This is a genomic window from Amycolatopsis taiwanensis DSM 45107 (genome assembly GCF_000519205.1).
GTDB lineage: Bacteria > Actinomycetota > Actinomycetes > Mycobacteriales > Pseudonocardiaceae > Amycolatopsis_E > Amycolatopsis_E taiwanensis.
The window spans coordinates 58,542-77,462 of sequence record NZ_JAFB01000016.1 but is presented as its reverse complement, the minus strand read 5'-3'; the positions used below and the strand labels follow the sequence as shown (position 1 = coordinate 77,462).

General features: G+C 69.8%; 15 protein-coding genes. 9 read left to right on the top strand and 6 right to left on the bottom strand.

Going from position 1 to position 18,921, the window contains the following annotated elements; translation table 11 throughout:
* Positions 1-218: 218 nt before the first annotated feature.
* The 4 genes from ychF (at position 219) to A3CU_RS0115005 (ending at position 6,626) form a co-directional block, all read left to right on the top strand.
* Complete coding sequence (gene ychF, locus A3CU_RS0115020) at positions 219-1,319, top strand: redox-regulated ATPase YchF (RefSeq protein ID WP_027942996.1); 1,101 nt, start codon at positions 219-221, stop codon at positions 1,317-1,319.
* A gap of 331 nt (positions 1,320-1,650) precedes the next feature.
* Positions 1,651-3,930 carry an ATP-binding protein gene (locus A3CU_RS0115015; RefSeq protein WP_245617093.1) on the top strand — a complete coding sequence of 760 codons (2,280 nt, stop codon included), beginning with the start codon at positions 1,651-1,653 and terminating at the stop codon, positions 3,928-3,930.
* Between the two features lie 193 nt (positions 3,931-4,123).
* Positions 4,124-5,245 carry an SPFH domain-containing protein gene (locus tag A3CU_RS0115010; protein WP_245617114.1) on the top strand — a complete coding sequence of 374 codons (1,122 nt, stop codon included), beginning with the start codon at positions 4,124-4,126 and terminating at the stop codon, positions 5,243-5,245.
* Positions 5,246-5,528: 283 nt separating this feature from the next.
* Complete coding sequence (locus A3CU_RS0115005) at positions 5,529-6,626, top strand: TFIIB-type zinc ribbon-containing protein (RefSeq protein WP_027942993.1); 1,098 nt, start codon at positions 5,529-5,531, stop codon at positions 6,624-6,626.
* A gap of 114 nt (positions 6,627-6,740) precedes the next feature.
* On the opposite strand, the gene A3CU_RS0115000 is transcribed toward A3CU_RS0115005, so the two are convergent.
* The 5 genes from A3CU_RS0115000 to A3CU_RS0114980 are packed head-to-tail and all read right to left on the bottom strand — an operon-like array spanning position 6,741 to position 10,387.
* On the bottom strand, positions 6,741-7,103 hold the full coding sequence (locus tag A3CU_RS0115000; RefSeq protein WP_027942992.1) for a hypothetical protein: 363 nt from the start codon (positions 7,101-7,103) through the stop codon (positions 6,741-6,743).
* A gap of 24 nt (positions 7,104-7,127) precedes the next feature.
* Positions 7,128-7,418, bottom strand: a complete 291-nt coding sequence (locus A3CU_RS0114995) for a 4a-hydroxytetrahydrobiopterin dehydratase (protein WP_027942991.1) — start codon at positions 7,416-7,418, stop codon at positions 7,128-7,130.
* A 49-nt stretch (positions 7,419-7,467) separates the two neighbouring features.
* Positions 7,468-8,325 carry an ABC transporter permease gene (locus A3CU_RS0114990; RefSeq protein ID WP_027942990.1) on the bottom strand — a complete coding sequence of 286 codons (858 nt, stop codon included), beginning with the start codon at positions 8,323-8,325 and terminating at the stop codon, positions 7,468-7,470.
* Complete coding sequence (locus A3CU_RS44850) at positions 8,322-9,311, bottom strand: ABC transporter ATP-binding protein (protein WP_245617092.1); 990 nt, start codon at positions 9,309-9,311, stop codon at positions 8,322-8,324. The genes A3CU_RS0114990 and A3CU_RS44850 overlap by 4 nt, the downstream gene beginning before the upstream one ends.
* A gap of 17 nt (positions 9,312-9,328) precedes the next feature.
* Complete coding sequence (locus A3CU_RS0114980; RefSeq protein WP_027942989.1) at positions 9,329-10,387, bottom strand: LolA family protein; 1,059 nt, start codon at positions 10,385-10,387, stop codon at positions 9,329-9,331.
* 204 nt (positions 10,388-10,591) lie between these two features.
* Here A3CU_RS0114980 and A3CU_RS0114975 point away from each other — a divergent pair, with 204 nt between their 5' ends.
* The 3 genes from A3CU_RS0114975 to A3CU_RS0114965 all read left to right on the top strand — a co-directional run bounded on the left by A3CU_RS0114975 (position 10,592) and on the right by A3CU_RS0114965 (position 13,148).
* Positions 10,592-11,299 carry a response regulator transcription factor gene (locus A3CU_RS0114975; protein ID WP_084143278.1) on the top strand — a complete coding sequence of 236 codons (708 nt, stop codon included), beginning with the start codon at positions 10,592-10,594 and terminating at the stop codon, positions 11,297-11,299.
* Positions 11,300-11,382: 83 nt separating this feature from the next.
* On the top strand, positions 11,383-12,720 hold the full coding sequence (locus tag A3CU_RS0114970; protein ID WP_027942987.1) for an ATP-binding protein: 1,338 nt from the start codon (positions 11,383-11,385) through the stop codon (positions 12,718-12,720).
* Between the two features lie 38 nt (positions 12,721-12,758).
* On the top strand, positions 12,759-13,148 hold the full coding sequence (locus tag A3CU_RS0114965; RefSeq protein ID WP_027942986.1) for a (deoxy)nucleoside triphosphate pyrophosphohydrolase: 390 nt from the start codon (positions 12,759-12,761) through the stop codon (positions 13,146-13,148).
* A gap of 252 nt (positions 13,149-13,400) precedes the next feature.
* Here A3CU_RS0114965 and trpS read toward each other — a convergent pair whose 3' ends face one another.
* A complete protein-coding gene (gene trpS, locus A3CU_RS0114960; protein ID WP_027942985.1) occupies positions 13,401-14,369 on the bottom strand; it encodes a tryptophan--tRNA ligase in 969 nt (322 codons plus the stop codon).
* Between the two features lie 397 nt (positions 14,370-14,766).
* On the opposite strand from trpS, the gene typA reads away from it, so the two are divergent.
* The gene (typA, locus tag A3CU_RS0114955) at positions 14,767-16,671 is read left to right on the top strand and encodes a translational GTPase TypA (protein WP_027942984.1); all 1,905 of its coding nucleotides are present in this window, start codon (positions 14,767-14,769) and stop codon (positions 16,669-16,671) included.
* A gap of 360 nt (positions 16,672-17,031) precedes the next feature.
* Positions 17,032-18,783, top strand: a complete 1,752-nt coding sequence (locus A3CU_RS0114950; protein WP_027942983.1) for an ABC transporter family substrate-binding protein — start codon at positions 17,032-17,034, stop codon at positions 18,781-18,783.
* The last annotated feature ends 138 nt before the right edge of the window (positions 18,784-18,921 follow it).

Below are 18,921 nucleotides of genomic sequence, written 5' to 3'. Positions count from 1 at the left end.
GCGCCTCCGTTGAGGGTGGTGGGAGACGGGCGGGTGATTCCTGGCGAGGACAGCTTCGACGTGGTGAATTGGACATTCAGGAGGAGGCGATCCCGGAGCCAAGGAGGTCTGGGCGCTTGCTGCCAGTCGGGGGGACCCCAGAGAACACAGCCGCCTCGGGTTCCGCTACCCGCACCGCCACGCAAGCCGCGTCGAAACAGTCTCTAGACTCGGAAGTCGTGAGTCTGACCCTCGGCATCGTAGGCCTGCCCAACGTCGGCAAGTCCACTCTGTTCAACGCGCTGACCCGAAACGACGTGCTCGCCGCGAACTACCCGTTCGCCACCATCGAGCCCAACGTCGGTGTCGTGCCGTTGCCCGACGACAGGCTGACCAAGCTCGCCGAGATCTTCCACTCCGAGAAGATCGTGCCGGCCACGGTGTCCTTTGTGGATATCGCGGGCATCGTCAAGGGTGCGTCCGAGGGGGCCGGGCTGGGCAACAAGTTCCTCGCGAACATCCGCGAGGCCAACGCCATCTGCCAGGTCATCCGGGTGTTCGACGACCCGGACGTGGTGCACGTCGACGGGAACATCGACCCGTCGTCTGACATCGAGACGATCAACACCGAGCTGATCCTCGCCGACCTGCAGACGCTGGAGAAGGCATTGCCCCGCCTGGAAAAGGAGGCGCGCACCCGGAAGGAGAGCCGGCCGGCACTGGAGAACGCGCAGCGGGCCAAGGAAATCCTCGACTCCGGCCGCACGTTGTTCGCCGCCGCCGACGAAGTCGACGCCGATCTGCTGCGCGAGCTGAGCCTGCTCACCACCAAGCCGTTCCTGTACGTGTTCAACGCCGACGAGGGTGTGCTCACCGACGAGGACAGGCGTGCGGAACTGACCAAGCTCGTCGCGCCCGGCGACGCGGTCTTCCTCGACGCCAAGGTCGAGGCCGAACTGCTGGAGCTGGACGACGAGGAGGCCGTCCGGGAGCTGCTGGAGTCGGTCGGCCAGGCCGAGCCCGGCCTGCACGCGCTGGCCCGTGCCGGGTTCCACACCCTCGGCCTGCAGACCTACCTCACCGCGGGGCCCAAGGAGGCGCGGGCCTGGACCATCCCGAAGGGCGCCACCGCGCCCCAGGCCGCCGGGGTGATCCACTCCGACTTCGAACGCGCCTTCATCAAGGCCGAGGTGGTCTCGTTCGACGACCTGGTGGAGGCCGGTTCGGTCGCCGCCGCCCGCGCCGCGGGCAAGGTGCGGATGGAGGGCAAGGACTACGTGATGGCCGACGGCGACGTGGTCGAGTTCCGGCACGGCACCCCGACGAAGTCCAAGGGCTAGCCGGCAGCACCGGTTTTCAGTTTTCGCGAGTCCCGCGCTCCCGGCCCCTGTGTCCCCGGCTCCGGCGCCCGAGTTCCCGGTTCCGGCGCCCGAGTTCCCGGCTCAGGCGTCCATGTCCCCGGTTCTGGCGCTTGAGTTCCGGGTTCCGCGGCCCGAGTTCCGTCTCCAGCCCTGCGCGCACGACCGGCGACGCTCGGTTCCGAATGCGTTTCCTTCGTCACAGCGAACGTATCGTGGCAGGTCAGGCGCCGGAGACCGGCGTAGCCTGGACCGTCTGGTGATTTGTGTGGCAAAGATGTTACGCCGGGACAGTGTGGGACTGCCCAGTGAGATGACGAGCTTTGTGGGACGTCGGCACGAGACGGCCGGGATCAAGCGTGCCCTGTCGAACTCGCGCCTGGTGACCCTGACCGGGGTCGGCGGCGTCGGCAAGTCACGGTTGGCATTGCACGTCGTCGGCGAGTTGCGCCGGGCGTTCCCCGATGGTGTCTGCCTGGTCGAGCTGGCGAATGTGCACGATCCCGTGGAAGTGCCGTCGGCGTTGATGGCCGAGTTGGGCGTGCTGGTGCAATCGGCGCGAGACGACGAAGCGGTGCTGGCGGACTTCCTGGCCGATAAGCGCATGCTGATCGTGCTGGACAACTGCGAGCACGTGCTGGAGGCGGCCGGCAAGGTGGCGCACACGTTGTTGTCGGCCGTACCCGGGCTCCGGGTACTGGCGACCAGCCAGGAGCCGCTGGGGATCGCCGCGGAGCATGTGTGGCCCGTTTCGCCGTTGACGGTGCCGCGCACGACCCGCTCGGGGCCGGAGGGCGCGCGCCGGTTCGAGGCGGTGCGGCTGTTCGAGGACCGGGCCGCGGCCGCGGTGCCGGGGTTCACGTTGAGCGAGGACAACGCCAAGGCGGTGATCCGGCTGTGCCAACGGCTGGACGGGGTGCCGTTGGCACTGGAACTGGCCGCGGTGCGGGTCCGGATGCTGTCGGTCGAGCAGATTCTGTCGCGTTTGGAACACCGGTTCGACTTGTTGACCGCCGGTAACCGAGCGGCGTTGCCGCGTCACCAGACCTTGCGAGCGGCGGTGGACTGGAGTTACGACCTGTGCACCGAGCAGGAACGAGTGCTGTGGGCACGGTGTTCGGTGTTCGCCGGTGATTTCGACCTGGACACCGCGGAATGCGTGTGCGCGGGTGATGGGCTGGGCGAGGAGGAGATCTTCACCGGAATCGCCGGACTGGTCGACAAGTCCGTGCTCGCCCGCGAGGACCACGGCTCGCTCGTGCGGTACCACATGCTGGAGACGATCCGCCAGTACGGCGCGGAACGCCTGACCGAGGCCGGTGAGCAGGACCGGCTACGCCGTCTGCACCGGGACTGCTATCTCCAGCTCGCCGAGCAGGCCAGTGTGGACTCTCACGGGCACCGGCAGGTCGAGTGGGCGAAGCGGTTGCGGGCCGAGTGGCCCAATGCGTGGGAGGCGCTGGAGTACTGCTTTACCGCGCCCGGCGAGGCGATGGACGGCCTGCGCCTGGCCTCGGCGTTGGCGCTGTACTGGGTCGGTTGCGGCCGGGTGCGCGACGGCCGGCACTGGCTGGAAAAGGCGCTGGCGACCAATCCGGAGCCGAGTCAGGAACGGGCCAGGGCGCTTTGGCAGACCGGGTGGGTCGCGTTCCTCCAGGGGGACAACGCGGCGAGTGTCGGTCTGCTCACCGAAGCGCGCGATCTGGCGCGACAGGTGAGTGACGAGACCGACCTCACCTACGTGCTCCAGTTCCTCGGCGGAGCCGAGACCTTTCTCAACAACCTCGATCGCGCGATGCCCCTGCTTTCGGACGCGCTGTCCCGGCATCGTCGGCGCGGCCAGTGGACCGCGCCGGCTCTGATCATCTTCTCGCAACTCGCGAGGGTCGCGATGATGGAGGGCCGGGTCGGCGACGCGGTGGACCTGCTGAACGAGGGCAAGGCGATCTGTGCCGCGCAGGGCGAGCGCTGGGCCTTGTCGTGGACGGCCTGGAACCTCGGCGTGGTGCGCTGGGAAATAGGGCAGCACGCCGAAGCTGCCGCCGAACTCCACGAGTCTTTGCGGACGATGGAGCAGTTCGACGACCAGTTGGGCATCCCGTTCTGCATGGAGGTGTTCGGCTGGGTGGCGATCGCGGAAGACGATCCGCGGCGGGCGGCGGTGCTGTTCGGTGCGGCGGGCAGGCGGTGGCAGGCGATCGGCAAGCCGCTGTTCGGCTTCGACAGGCTGCTCAACTGGCACACGCAAGCCATCGAGCGCACCCGCGCCGCGCTGGGTGAGCGGGCTTATCGGACCGCCGAACAGCGTGGCGCGCAGCTGTCGTCGCAGGAAGCGTTCGCCTTCGCACTGGGTGAGCAGGTGCCTCCTCCCGCGGCGGAGCCGAAGCCGGAAGACGCGCCGGCGGTGTTGACCAAGCGGGAGCGGCAGGTTGCCGAGCTGGTCGCGGCGGGCAGGACGAACCGGGAGATCGCCGATGCGCTGGTGATTTCGCGACGCACCGTGGACAGCCACGTCGACCACATCCTGGCCAAGCTCGGCTTCAGCACGCGGACCCAGGTCGCGGCCTGGCTCGCCAAGGACCAGTCGGCCTGAGCGATTCCTCACGCAGAGAAACGTAATGGTGGTCGGCTTTCCGCGGCATAGCGCGGAAAGCCGCATCGTGAGCCGGGGTCGCCTCGCATGCGCAGGTCAGGACCTCAGCCGATATTGCTTTCGGTCCGGGCCCTTTTTGCTATGGTCGGCCGGACAGCGGCGAGGTGACGAGGGGGGAACCCACGTGGGTTTCATGGACAAGCTCCGCGGCGAGCTGATCGACATCATCGAGTGGCTGGACGCCAGCCGCGACACGATCGTCTGGCGTTTCCCGCGCTACGAGAACGAGATCAAGATGGGCGCCAAGCTCATCGTCCGTGAGTCCCAGTCGGCCGTGTTCGTCAACGAGGGCCGGATCGCCGATGCCTTCGCTCCCGGCACGTACACGCTCCAGACGCAGAACATGCCGATCCTGTCCACCTTGAAGGGCTGGAAATACGGCTTCCAGTCGCCGTTCAAGGCCGAGGTCTACTTCGTCAACACCCGCCAGTTCACCGACCTGAAGTGGGGCACCCAGAACCCGGTCATCCTGCGGGACCCCGAGTTCGGCATGGTCCGGCTGCGGGCCTTCGGCGCCTTCGCCGTGCGCGTGGTCGATCCGCCGACCCTGCTGCGCGAGCTGGTCGGCACCGATCCGGAGTTTCGCACCGAGGAGGTGTCGGAGTTCCTGCGGCAGCTCATCGTCGGCCGGCTCGGGACCGCGCTGGCCAACGCCGGGGTCCCGATGCTCGACCTGGCCGCTCGCCAGGGTGAGATCGGCGACCGGCTGGCCGGGGTGCTCAACCAGGAGCTGACCGGCAGCGGCATCCAGATCGCGAAGTTCGTCGTCGAGAACATCTCGCTGCCGCCGGAGGTCGAGGCGGCGCTGGACAAGCGGACCCAGATGGGCATCCTCGGCGACCTCGGCCAGTACACGAGGTTCCAGACCGCGAACGCCATCGGCGACGCGGCGAACAACCCGGGTGGCGGGGCCGGCGAGGGACTCGGGATCGGCATGGGCGTGGCGCTGGGCCAGCAGATGGCGGCCGGTCTCGCGCAACCCGCGCCGGCAGCGCAACCACCGGCGCCCGCACCGCAACCAACGTCCGCACCGCCGCCGCTGCCCACCACCGATCAGTGGTATCTGGGCGCGAACGGCCAGCAGTTGGGGCCGTTCGACCACGGCGCGCTCGCCGCGCACGTTGCGGATGGCACGCTCACCCCGGCCACGCTGGTCTGGAAGACGGGGATGGCGGGCTGGGTGCCGGCCGCGCAGGTGCCGGAGCTGGCGACGTTGCTGGGCAGCACCCCGCCGCCCCTGCCGCCGCAGGCCTGAGCATGACACTCCCTGTGGCAAGTCGCGGCAACCACGGTGACCACCGAGCGCGCGCCTTTGTCCCGCTCTCGGGGCCGCGCGGCGCCCGCGTCGTGGACCTGACCCGACCCTCTATGCAGCGCTTCGTCGACACGGTCAAGGGGGTCTGGGGGCTTGCCCCCAGTCGGGGGTGTGGGGGCGGAGCCCCCGCAAGGCAGAGCGTCTGGCGGTTTGCCCTCGGTCGGGGCGTGGAGGCTGAACCCCCACAGGACACGGTCGCGCGCAAACCCGCGGAGGAGAGGCGATGACAGAGACCTCGTATCCGTCGGTGTCGCCACAGTCCTACCCGTGCGGTGGTTGTGGTGCCCGCGTCGAGTTCGCTCCCGGCACCACCGTGCTGCGCTGCCCGTACTGCGGGTACGAGCAGCAGATCCAGGCGGACCACCGGCCGGTGCTGGAGCATCCGATCGCCGAGCTGGCGACGCTGCCCCGCAAGCCGGTCGGCACGGTGGGAACGCACGAGCTCCTCTGTCAGCAGTGTGGTGCCCGGACTCAGAGCAACGAGCTGTCCGGGCGGTGCCAGTTCTGCTCTGCACCACTCGTGGTGGACCCGGCGGCGGTCGGCCAGATCCTGCCGGAAGCGGTGCTGCCCTTCGCCGTCGATACCGGCGGCATGCGGCTCGCGCTGCGTGGGTGGGTCTCGTCCCGCCGGTTCGCACCGTCGGCACTGAAGAAGGTCTCGGAAGCGGAGTCCACCAAGGGCACCTACCTGCCGCACTGGACCTACGACGCGAACACGACCTCGCGGTACACCGGCGCACGCGGCCAGTACTACTACGTGACCGAGCACTACACCGACAGCAACGGAAACCGGCGCACCCGGCAGGTTCGCCGGACCCGCTGGTACCCGGCCAGCGGCACGGTCAGCCGGTTCTTCGATGACGTTCTGGTGCCGGGAACCGGGTACGTGCCGGTGAAGCGGCTCGACGAGCTGGCGCCGTGGCCGCTGCGAGACGCGGTTCCGTTCCAGGCGCAGTACCTCGCGGGGTATCACACCCTCCGCTACGACGTGGAGCCGGAGGTCGGCCTGGAGGAGGCCAAACGCCGGATGGCGCCGGTGATCCACGACGATTGCCGCCACGACATCGGCGGTGACCAACAGCGCGTCGACCGGGTCGATACCAGCTACGCGGACGTGACGTTCAAGCTGATGTTGCTGCCGGTCTGGGTCGCGTTCTACATCTACGGCGGCAAGCGGTTCCACGTGTTCATCAACGGCCGTACCGGCGAGGTGCGGGGCGAACGTCCCTACAGCGCTCTCAAGATCACTCTGGCGGTCGTCACCGCGGTCCTGGTCATCGGCGCGATCGTGACCTACATCGTGCTCGCCAACCGCAGCTAGGCGTGTCCCCGCTTCAGGCACGCGTGTCCCCGCCCGGGGACGCCGAGTTCCCGATTGAGGACCCTGAGTTCCCGATTGGGGTCAGTGAGTTCCCGGTTCACGCCATCGGGAGCCTCACCTGAGCGGATCACGATGACGCGACGCGTACCACAACACCGCGGCCGCGATCCCGACGATTATCGCCAGCACCACCGCGCCCACGACGATCACCCGCGTGTCGCTCGCGGGAGCCGCCGGAGGCACGCGCCGCGCACTTTGGGTCGTTGGTGCGGTGCTCGCGCTCTCCGCGGCCTGTGCGGTGCCCAGGAAAGCCGGTGTGGACAGGATCGACAGGGTGAAGAGCAGGGCCAAGCCGGCCAGCTTTCGGCCCGCCCTGACCATGATTTTCGCCATCGCGCGTCCCCTCTGCGTCGCCTTGACCTTCACGTCGAGACGGTCGCTGGCGAGCGTCGCGCCCACGTGGCCGGTGACGCTCACCCGGGGGTTGCCCGGGCGCCGGGATCACAGGTTGTCGATGGTCTCGTCGATCTGCTCGGCGAGGGAGACGTCCTTGGCGGTCAGCCCGCCGGCCGAGTGCGTGCTGAGCCGGAAGGTCACGTTCCGCCACCGGATGTCGATGTCCGGGTGGTGGTTGACGCTCTCCGCGAGCTCGGCGACCCGGTTCACCGCCTCCATCGCCTGGCCGAAGCTGGCGAGCTCCGCGGTGCGCGTGATGGAGTCGCCCTCGCGCTGCCAGGTGGGCAGCTTCGTCAACGCGTCCGAGATCTCTTCGTCGTTAAGTAACTCTGCCATGTGCTCCATGAGACACCGGAAGTCACTCCGCTGGCTACCCGCGCAAGTCTCAGCCGTCACGGGTGGACAGGCGCGCGTAGGCGAGGGACAGCCCGATCACGATGTAGCACAGCGCGCGGACGGCTCCCTCGGTCAGGCCCGCGCTGGGAATCGGATCGCGCAGCACGTCGACGAGCGAGTCCCAGGAACGCGGCAACAGGAACGGGTGCAGCCAGTCCACAGCGGACAGCAGGAGCAGCACGGTGAACACGATCGTGCCGGCCAGCACCGAGACCACCACCAGCATCGGATGTTCGGTGCATGCGGAGATCGCCAGCGCCACCGCCCCGATCGCCCACAGCTGGAGCGTTACCCAGACCGCCGCGAGCGCCACGTTGCCCATCGCTTGCGGGAACGAGAGTGTGGTGCCGGACAGGGTGAACAGCCCGCCGGTACCGTTCATCACCAACCCGGTGATCACGCCGACGATCGCCATCAGCACCGTCGAGGCCAGGGTGAACGTGGCCACGCCTAGCGCCTTCACGGCCAGCAGCCGGCCCCGGCTCACCGGAGCCAGCAGCCAGCCCCGCAGCGTGCCGTGCGTCAGCTCGCCGGCCAGTGCGTCTCCGGCCGACATGGCGCTGGTCAGCGGCAGCATCAGGTTCAGCGACACCATGAGCGCGGCGATGGGCAGGGCCAGCGCGTTCCCGGTGGCCGAGGTGAGCAGCGCCTCGCCGCCGTTGCCGGGGCCATTGTTGGTCGCGCGGCCGATGGCCAGCGCTGTCCCGATCACCGCGGGGATGATCGCGAGGAGCCCGAGCACGACCAGGGTCCGCGGGCGACGGAAGATCCACCGCAACTCGGCCCGGTAGAGCCGGAACATCCCGACGTGCGCCGCCTTCGGCGCGGTCACGGCCATCGCCGTCATGTGGTCACCTCGTCCACTTCGGACAGACTGTGCGGTCCGGTCTCCTCGTGCTGGGTGAGCCGGGCGAACAGGTCCTCCAGCCCGGTGCGCTCGCGGCGCACCTCGTACACCGCCACCCCGGCGTTCACCAGGGCCGCCACCACCTGTGGCGCGGTGGCCGCGGTCAGATCGGCCCGGACTCCGTCTCGGGTGAGCTTGCCGGGAATCCTGTTGTCCCGCAACGCCCCCAAGGCCTGGTCGCCGTCCGGTGTGGACACCAGCAGGCCCGCGCTGCCCGACTCCAGCAACTCGTCCAGTTCGCCCTGGGCGACGATCATGCCGTCGTGGAGCACGGCGACGTGCGTGCAGGTGGCCTCGACCTCGGCGAGTAGGTGTGAGGACACCAGTACGGTGACCCCCTCCGCATGGAGTTCGCCGATGATCTTGCGGATCTCCCGGGTGCCTGCCGGGTCGAGCCCGTTGGTCGGCTCGTCCAGCACCACCAGGCGCCGGGGCACCAGCAGCGCGGCCGCGAGCCCGAGGCGCTGCTTCATGCCCAGCGAGTAGGCGCGGTAGCGCCGGTGCGCCGCGCCGGCCAGCCCGACGCGTTCCAGCGCATCCGACACCGCGCCCTTCCGGTCCGGATCGGACAGTCGGGGTTCCGCGGCGGCGGCCCGGTACAGGTTCTCCCAGCCGGACAGGAACGGGTGGAAGCCCGGCCCTTCCACCAGCGCGCCCACATCCGGCAGCGCGCAGCCGGCCCCTTCGGGCATCGGCTGGCCGAGCAGTTCCACCTCGCCCTCGGTGGGCCGGACCAGGCCGAGCAGCATCCGGATGGTCGTGGTCTTGCCGGACCCGTTGGGGCCCAGCATGCCCAGCACGGCGCCCTCGGGCACCTCCAGATCCACCTGGTCCACCGCCACCGTGCTCCGGTACACCTTGCGCAGCCCCCTGGTCCGCGCGGCCAGCGCCGGAGCGGGGGTGACCGCCTCATTCGAGACGGTCACCCCGGATGCCGCTGAAGTCACTTCGACCCCAGCGCCTCGATCAGCACCTGCTCGGGCACCGCGCCGATGGCGAACCGGCCGTCGTCGGTGAGCAACGCCGTGCCGGCGGTCGTGCTGAACACGTAGCCGGTCCCGAACGGGCCGCTGACCGGCTTGGCGAAGCGCTGCAGCAGTTGCTGCGGGTCGGCCTGCTGCCCGTACTTGCCCTTGCCCTGCTGCTGCGGCTGCAGCGCGGTGGCCGGCATGGAGCCGGTGAGCACGGTGTCCCAGCCGTCGCCGACGAGCTTGGTCATCCCCTCGGCGCGGTTGGGCTCCGGCATGTTGGCCTGCTCCTCGGTCACCTTCGCGCCCTGGGGCGGGGTGAACTGGAACTCGCTCGCGGGCTGCGCGCGGAACTGGACGTCGGTGAACCCGACCTGCAGCGCCGGCTTGTCGGTGCCGTTGGACATCACGGCCAGCCGCAGCGGCACGCGCTTCTCGGCGTCCACGTCGATGCGGATCTCGCGCAGCAGCGTGCGCTCGGTCGGCTTGGGCGTGAGCACCACCTCGTAGGCGGCCCGGCCGGCGACCCGCGCGGTGCCCTCGATGTTGACCGTGCTGGTTTCCCGGATCTTCGCGACCAGCTGGCTGGCCATGGCCGCCGGGTCGGAGGTTTCGGCCTTCGAATCCCACTTGTCGGCGGGCACGGTGACCTTGGTCGCCTTGTTGTCCTTCGACTGGTACGTCCAGACCGTGGTGCCGTTGTGCACGACGGTCGTGTCGGCGTCTCCCTGCTGCACCGACAGCTTGGAGTTGCCGTTGCCGTCGTTGTAGACGTGGGCCGAGTCGATGTTCAGGCTGGTACCGCCCGGCAGTGTGGACGTCGGCAGCCCGAGGTTGTTGGTCACTTGCACGGTTCCGTCGAGCGCGGGAGTCGTGGTCGACAGCACCGACTGCACCAGCTCCTCGGCGCTGACCGGCGGGAGTGAGGGCGGAGCCTCGCCCGCACTGGCCGGCATCGCGAGCCATGCCAGCCCGCCCACGCCCAGCGCGCACCCGGTCACCGCCGCTGTGATCGCCTTCGTCTTCGCTTGCATCCTCAGTCTCTTCCTGTGTCGGCGAGCACCCTCAGTGTGCTCTTTCCCCTGCGATCACGATGCTCGACGGGTTCTGAGATCGACCTGAGAAAGCGCCGCGCCAGGCGATCGGGCTGAGAGAGTGCTGAGAATACGGGCATTATCGGCGGAAAGAGGCGGCAACCGATTCGACTTTTCGCTGGACTTCACGGCAGTCTTGGGCGTGTGAAGCCTCGAGTGCTGGTGGTGGACGACGAACCCGGTGTGCGCAAGGCATTGCAGCGTGGGCTGCGCGCGGAGGGTATGGACGTCGTTACCGCGGTGGACGGGCCGAGCGGGCTGCGGCTCGCCCAGACCGGCTCGTTCGATGTACTGCTGTTGGACATCATGCTGCCGGGCTTGTCCGGTTACCGCGTGCTTCAGCGGTTGCGCGCGGAGGGAATCTCCACGCCCGTGCTGCTGGTGTCGGCGAAGGACGGCGAGATAGATCAGGCGGACGGGCTCGATCTGGGCGCCGATGGCTACCTGGTCAAGCCCTTCTCGTTCGTGGTGCTGGTCGCGCAGGTGCGTGCGGTGCTGCGCCGTGCGCAGCAGGAGGGTCAGGGCCGTGGCCCGCTGCGGATCGGCGGGCTGGTGGTGGACCGGGCGACCCGCGAGGTGCGCTGGCACGATGACCCGGTCGCGCTGAGCCCGCGCGAGTTCGGGCTGCTGGAGGTGCTGGTCGGGCGGGCAGGCACGGTGGTGACCAAGGACGAGTTGCTGCGCGCGGTGTGGGGTGACGAGCAGGCGGCCACGCGCAACGTCGTCGAGGTGTACGTCGGCTACGTGCGGCGCAAGCTCGACGCAGTGGGCGCCGGGTCGCTGGTGCGCACCGTGCGCGGGCACGGCTACCTGGCTTCGGATCCACAGCTCGACGAGGTTCTGTCCGGGTGACCATTGAGCGGGTTCGGTCGCGCCAGGCCGGCGAGCCGGCACGGACGGAAGCCTTGCCGATCCAGGCGCGATCACGGCCACGAATGCCTTCGCCGGCCGCGCTGTGGAGCCGCCGGCCGATGTGGCTGCGGATCACCGTGTCGGTGGCGGCGGTCACGCTGGCCGCCCTGCTCGGGCTGGCGGTGGTCGCCGGCCGCGGGCTCGGGCCGCTGCGGATGGAGTCGGCGGACAACGAACTCGCGCAGGCCCTGGCCCCGGCGACGGCGGCCGTGTCGGCGGGACGGCTGCCCGGCCCGGTGGACGGGGTCACCCTCCGCGTGCTCGACATCGCCGGTTCGCCGGTCGACGGCGGCCCGGCGACCGGCCTCGACGCGCTTGAGGTCCGCACGCTCAAGGCGGGGCAGCCGCTCAACACCGGCGCGGATCAGCCGCGGGTGCGGTGGCTGGGCTCCGTCGTGTTCACGCCGGAGGGCACGCCGCGTCTCGTGGTCGCCGGAACCGGCCTGATCGGGCTCAACGCCTCGGTGCGAATGGCTTCGCACTGGCTGCTGTGGGCGGCGTCGATCGGCGCGGTGCTGGCCGCGGTGGCGACCTGGATGGTGGTGCGGCTTGCGCTACGGCCGGTCGGGCGGATGCGGCGCTCGGTGCGCGCCCTGCCATCGGGGAGCCGGCTGCCGCTGCCCGACGCCGACGACGAGCTGCGCGCGCTGGCCTCCGACTTCAACGCGTTGCTGGCCCGGCAGGAGGAGGCCGCGCAGCGGTTGCGGCGGTTCACCGGCGACGCCGCGCACGAACTGCGGTCTCCGGTGGCGTCGATCCGGGTGCAGGCCGAGGTCGCGGTGGCCAATCCGGACCCGGAGCTGGCCCAGGAAACGCTCGCCGACATCCTCGCCGAGTCCGAACGGCTGTCCGCGCTGCTGGACGGTCTGCTCGCGCTCGCCAGGTCGGACGCGGGCGAGCTGCCCCCGGCCGAGCCGGTGGAACTGGTCACCGAGGCGCGCGCCGCGGTGCACCGGTTGCCGCCCGGTGCCCCACCGGCTCGAGTGTCGGGACCCCTTGGCCGGGCGTGGGCGCATGCCACGCAGGCCGAGGTCGAACTGGTGCTGAACAACTTGCTGCGCAACGCTTGCCGGTACGCGCGTTCACAGATCGTGGTTTCCGTGCTGCCCGGCCGGTCCACGGTCCGGGTGGTGGTGGACGACGACGGGCCGGGCGTCCCGCCCGAGCACCGGGGGCGCGTCTTCGACCGGTTCTACCGGGTTTCCGACGACCGGGCCCGCTCGTCCGGCGGGACCGGACTCGGGCTGGCGATGGTCGCCGAGACGGTGCGGCGGCGCGGCGGCCGGGTCTCGGTGGGCGAGTCCCCCGAGGGCGGCGCGCGGTTCCAGGTGATCTGGCGCGTGGCGGGTCCCGGGGCGTGAGGGCCCACCCGTGTGGGTGCCGGTACCGTGTGCACCCCGTGAAGGTCATCGTGGGTGCGGCCATCGTGCGGGGCGGCGCCCTGCTCGCCCAGCAGCGGTCCTACCCGGTGGAGGTGGCCGGCCGGTGGGAGCTGCCCGGCGGCCGGGTCGAGCCGGGCGAGTCCGAAGTGGACGCCCTGCGCCGGGAATGCCACGAGGAACTCGGGGTCGACGTGGTCGTGGGCGAGCGCGTGGGCAGCGAGGTGCCGTTGCGAGCCGGGCTCGTGTTGCACGCCTACGCCGCCCGGCTCGCCGACCCGGCGGCGGATCCGAAACCGTTGGAGCATCACGCATTGCGGTGGATTCACGCCTCCTCGCTGGAGAGCGTGCCGTGGCTCCCGGCCGACCTCGAGCTCCTGCCCGCGCTGAGGTCCCTGCTGACGGACTAGCGGGCTCAACCGGGCACACGCGCGCCCGAACCGGGCACATGCGTGCCTGGACCGGGCACATGCGTGCCTGGACCGGGCACATGCGTGCCTGGACCGGGAACTCGCGTGCCTGGACCGGGGACTCGCGTGCCTGAGCCGGGGACACACCGAGTCCCGGCGTGTCCCCGGCTCAGGACGCTGAGTTCCCGGTTCGGGAGGCTGAGTTCCCGGTTCGGGAGGCTGAGTTCTGGGTTCGGGAGGCTGAGTTCCGGTTCAGGACGCCGTCGCGCCGATGAGCCGCAGCGCCGAGTTCAACCGGTGCTCGCCGCGTTCGGCCGCGCGGGCGGCACCGGCCTTGCGGATGCGCGCCAGCTCGGCCGGGTCGCCGAGCAGTTCGGTGGTGCGCTCCCGGACGGGGCGTAGCGCCTCGACCACTGCCTCGGCGACGGCCTCCTTCAAGGCGCCATACGTGGCATGCTCGCCCGCCACGTCCCGTGGACTGCGATCGGTGCAGGCCGCGAGGATCTCCAGCAGGTTCGCCACGCCGGGCCGCCCGTCCGGGTCGTAGACCGGGGTGGACCCGCTGTCGGTCACCGCGCGCCGGATCTTGCGCCGGATCAGGTCGGGCTCATCGAGCACGAACACCACGCCTCCCGCGTCCGGACTGGATTTCGACATCTTCCGGGACGGGTCGGTCAGGTCACGCACCCGCGCCCCGGTGAGCGGCAGCACGGCGCGAGGGACGGTGAACACCTCGCCGTAGGTCGCGTTGAAGCGCCGCGCGAGCGCCCGGGCCAGTTCGACGTGCTGACTCTGGTCTTCGCCGACCGGCACCTCCGAGGCGCCCTGCAGCAGGATGTCGGCCGCCATCAGTACCGGGTAGGTGAACAGGCTCAGCCGGACGCCGGCCTGCCCGTCGGCCTTCTCCTTGAACTGAATCATCCGGGCCGCCTCGCCGTAACTGCAGGTGCATTCCAGCACCCAGGTGAGCGCGCCGAGTTCCCGCGCCAGATCGGACTGCACGAACACCCGTTCCGGTGAGATTCCCGACGCGACGAGCACGGCCAGCGACTCGTCGGCCTGCGCCCGCAGTTTCGCGGGATTGTGCGTGGTGGTCATCGCGTGCAGGTCGCCGATGAAATAGAGGTCGTGCTCGGACCCGTCGACCGCCCAGCGCCGGATCGCGCCCAGGTAGTTGCCGAGCTGCGGACGGCCGGAGGGGGTGATCCCGGAGACTTTCATGTTTGCTTTCCCTGGGGTTTTGCCGCCCGGGGAAGACTCCTGGAAGAACGAAGGCCGCCCACCGGGCGGCCATCGGACAGGATTGTCAGCTTCGCGGGCCGCCGTCGGGCGGCCACCAGGTGGTCACGAAGCTGTTCATCCCGCAACCATAACCCAGGCCGGACGCCACCGGCCACCGGCACCGTTGCGTTCCCGGGTATGAGTGACCCGTTACTCCCAAAAATCGACACGAACGGGCCACTCATGGACTTTGAAAGCGCCTTCAGCCCTACGTTCACCACTTCGGGTCAACGGTGGCGCTGGTCACAGACGGGCGGCGGGTATCCTGAATGCGACCGCGTATGGCCGCGGGGCCCGCAGGCGGTCTCCCACCCGCACTAACCACAGGAGCCTACGCGTGCCCGCAGTAACCGCCCAGAAGGTCCGCACAGACCTGCGCAATGTGGCCATCGTGGCACACGTGGACCACGGCAAGACCACCCTGGTCGATGCCATGCTGCGTCAGTCCGGTGCGTTCGCCGAGCGGGCGGAGGTCGTCGACCGGGTGCTCGACTCCGGTGAGCTGGAGCGCGAGAAGGGCATCACCATTCTCGCCAAGAACACCGCGATCCGCCGGGGGACCCCGGACGGCCCGGTCACCATCAACGTGATCGACACGCCCGGCCACGCCGACTTCGGCGGCGAGGTGGAACGCGGCCTGTCCATGGTGGACGGTGTGGTGCTGCTCGTCGACGCGAGCGAAGGCCCCTTGCCGCAGACGCGTTTCGTGCTCCGCAAGACGCTCGAGGCGGGCCTGCCGGTCGTGCTCGTGGTGAACAAGGTGGACCGTCCGGACGCGCGGATCGCCGAGGTCGTCGAGGAAACGCACGACCTTCTGCTGGATCTCGCCGGCGACATCGAAGACGCCGACCTGGATGCCGTGCTGGACCTGCCGGTCGTCTATGCGTCCGCGCGGGCGGGCCGGGCAAGCCTGGAGCGGCCCGCGGACGCCTCCCTGCCGGAGGACGACAACCTCGACCCGCTGTTCGAGACCCTGCTGCGCCACGTGCCGCCGCCCCGCGCCGACGCCGAGGCCCCGCTGCGCGCGCTGGTCACCAACCTCGACGCGTCCAACTTCCTGGGCCGCATCGCGTTGATCCGCATCCACTCCGGCCGGCTGCGCAAGGGCCAGACCGTCGCGTGGCTGCGCGCCGACGGCAGCACCCAGCAGGTCCGCGTCTCCGAGCTGCTGGTCACCGAGGGCCTGGCGCGGGTGCCCGCGCAGGAGGCCGCGGCCGGCGATCTGGTGGCCATCGCGGGCATCCCGGACATCACCATCGGCGACACGCTGGCCGATCCGGAGCACCCCGAGGCGTTGCCGCGGATCACCGTGGACGAGCCCGCCATCTCGATGACCATCGGTGTCAACACCTCCCCGCTGGCCGGGCGCAACGGCGGTGACAAGCTCACCGCGCGGCTGGTGAAGTCGCGGCTGGACGCCGAACTGGTGGGCAACGTGAGCATCCGCGTGCTGCCCACCGATCGGCCGGACACCTGGGAGGTGCAGGGCCGGGGCGAGCTCGCGCTGGCGATCCTGGTCGAGCAGATGCGGCGGGAGGGCTTCGAGCTGACCGCCGGCAAGCCGCAGGTGGTCACCAGGATCATCGACGGCAAGGTGCACGAGCCGTTCGAGCGGCTGACCATCGACTCGCCCGAGGAGCACCTCGGCGCGATCACCCAGCTGCTGGCCGCGCGCAAGGGCCGCATGGAGCACATGGGCGGCAACGGCTCCGGCCGCATCCGCCTGGAGTACGTGCTGCCCGCGCGCGGGCTGATCGGGTTCCGCACCGACTTCCTGACCGAGACCCGCGGCACCGGCATCGCCAACCACGTGTTCGAGGGCTACTTCCCGTGGGCGGGCGAGATCCGCACCCGGCACAGCGGCTCGTTGGTCGCCGACCGCTCGGGCCCGGTGACCGGGTACGCGATGATTCAGCTCGCGGATCGTGGCACGTTCTTCGTGGAGCCGGGCGCCGACGTGTACGAGGGCATGGTGGTGGGTGAGAACCCGCGGGCCGAGGACCTCGACATCAACATCACCAAGGAAAAGAAACTAACCAACATGCGCTCGTCGACCGGCGACGAGCTGGAGCGCCTGGCCCGTCCGCGCAAGCTGGGCCTGGAGGAGGCGCTGGAGTTCTGCTCGGTCGACGAGTGTGTCGAGGTCGGGCCGGAGGCCATCCGGGTACGCAAGGTGACGCTCGACGGCGCACAGCGCGCCAAGGAGCGGTCTCGAGCCAAGTCCCGCGACGCCGCAAGCTAACCGCGGAGACTGTTTCGCCTGGTTTGCGTGGCGGTGCGTGAGAGTTTGGCTGCAGGGTGCCGGTTGCGTGCCTCACCGCAAGCGGCTGACACCGCTTGTTGGAAGACGGCCTCACCGCAAGCGGCTGACGCCGCTCTGTCAAAGACGGCCTCACGGTAAGCGGCTCCGCCGCTTGTGAAAGCCGGCCTTGCCGGCTGAACGCACCGTATCCGTGGGAACCGAGAGCCGCTGCCTCGCGTCCGCCTTTTGGCGGTACCTTTGTCCGCCGTGAAGGCTGCGGAGGGGATCTGGCAGTCTCGTTACCGCGGTAATTGCCCCTGTGACACCACCGGGGCACGTCGGCGCCAAGGGGAGGCAGCGTTGCGGAAGAGTGGCAAAGCGGCAGCACTGGTACTGGTACTGGCGCTCGCGGCCACCCTCGCTGCCTGCACATCGACGCCGCCCGCGCCGGTGGTGACCTCGCCGGTCTCCCAGTCCTCGACCGCGACCACCCCGTCGCAGATCGTGATCGGCGTCGACGACATCGCCGGCGGCTACAACCCGCACAACCTCGCCGACCAGTCGAGCATCACCACCGCGCTGTCCCAGCTGCTCCTTCCCTCGGTGTTCCGGCTTACCGACGAAGGCCAGTACCAGCTGGACCCGACGTTGATGCGCTCGGCCGAGGTCACCTCGCAGGAGCCGTTCACGGTGACCTACCAGATCCGGCCGGACGCCTCCTGGTCCGATGGCGCGCCGATCGCCGTCGAGGACTTCACCTACCTCCGGGAAGTGATGCGGGACCAGCCCGGGGTGGTCGGGCCGGCGGGCTACCGGCTGATCTCCGACATCCAGCCCAAGGACGGCGGCAAGGGGGTGGTGGTCACCTTCTCGCAGCCGTACCCGGGTTGGCAGACGCTGTTCTCCGACCTGCTGCCCTCGCACCTGCTCAAGGACGCTCCTGGCGGCTGGCAGGGCGCGCTGGCCACCAGCTTCCCGGCCTATGGCGGCCCGTTTTCCATCAAGCAACTGGACAACGCGCGCGGTGAGATCATCCTCGAGCGCAACGAGCGGTACTGGGACAGGCCCGCGGCGATCGACCAGCTTGTGCTCCGCCGTGCGGACGAGCCGAGCATGCGGGCCGCGTTGCTGTCCGGCAACGACCAGTTCGTGTTGTCCCGCACCGACAGCGCCGGCCTGAATCTGTTCCAGCAGCTCGGCGACGCAGTGCAGTTGCAGACGATCCCGGACGCGCGCACGGCCGATGTCCTGTTGCGGCCGGTGAACGGCCTGTTGGCCAACGACGACGTGCGAGCCGGAGTGGCCGCGTTGATCGACCGCAACAAGCTGATCGACGAAGGCACTTCCGGTGGTCCGTCGGCGAGCCTGCGGGCCGACGCGCAGGTGATTCCGCCGTCCGCGCCCGGATACGCGGCCACCATCCCCGGCGGCACCGGCGTGCCGGACCCGGCCAAGGCCGAGGAGCTGTTGAACAGCGCCGGCTATCTCAAGGAGGCGGGCACCTGGCGGAAGGACGGTAAACAGCTGACACTCGTGATCGCCTCGCCCGGACGCCTGGAGCCCTACGCGAGCATCGCCAAGGAGCTGGCCCGGGAGCTGACCGCCGCCGGGATCGCCGTCACCACGATCAACCCGCAACCGCGCGACCTGTTCTCCACCCTGCTGGCCATGCCGGTGAGCCAGAGCGGGCAGCCCGCCACGGACAGCTCCGGCAGCGTGGGTGTGGACATCGCCGTGGTGCCGATGCCGGTCGGCGGGGACCACGCCTCGGTATTGGCGTCGACCTTCGGTTGCCGGCCTGGGCAGGCCACCAAGGGCAGCGCCGCACCGATCGTCCCGGCCAATCCGGCGGGGGTGTGCGACCCGGCGCTTCAGCCGACGATCGATGACGCCCTCTCCGGTGTGAAGCCGCTCAACGACGCGCTCGCCGAGCTGGAGCCGAAACTGTGGGCTCAACACATCGTCCTGCCGCTGTTCCAGCTCGCCGACACGCTGGCGATCAACTCCACCATCGCCGGGGTGACTCAGGGGCCACCCATGGTCGGCCCGTTCGGTTCAACCCCCGTCGAATGGACGCGTGGACCCACTCCCACCCGCACCAGCGGTCGCTGAGGTCGCCGGCCGATCACCCCGGATGCTCCATTCGGGTTAACGAGGAACCGGCCGATGCGTGGCGGTAAGTAACCAACGAGTGTCCTCATGGTATCTGGAAGTCACCCTTTGGTTACAATTACCCCCGGGTAGATGACT